At 62.5% G+C, this 307-nt stretch carries 1 protein-coding gene; it reads right to left on the reverse strand.

Features of this window, described 5'->3' with window-relative positions; translation table 11 throughout:
• Positions 1-91: 91 nt before the first annotated feature.
• The coding region (locus tag H2509_RS00585) for a hypothetical protein (protein ID WP_209001713.1) at positions 92-307 on the reverse strand (216 nt) is incomplete at its 5' end.

The following is a 307-nucleotide window of genomic DNA, read 5'->3' on the forward strand; positions in this document are numbered from 1 at the left end:
AAACCGGTGCGGTTCATGGGGGCTCCTAAAACGAGAAAGAGCCGCCGAATGGCAGCCCTTTTGTCATGCGTGATTGCTTGTGATCCGGCGGTCAGCCGGCGTCATCGGCGGGCGCGCCCGCCGCTTTCTCCAATTCCTCGATACGCGATTTCAGCGCCGCGATTTCCTCGGCCTGCGCATTGATGATTGCGCCTCTTTTCCGCAGCTCCGACTGCGCGGCAGCCGCAGCCGTTGCGTGTGAGGCCGCTCGCGTCGAAAGCGCAACGATCTGGCCCTGGAATTCGGTCATGACCGCGTTCACCTGGTC

The sequence above is a fragment of the Stappia albiluteola genome (assembly GCF_014050225.1).
GTDB lineage: Bacteria > Pseudomonadota > Alphaproteobacteria > Rhizobiales > Stappiaceae > Hongsoonwoonella > Hongsoonwoonella albiluteola.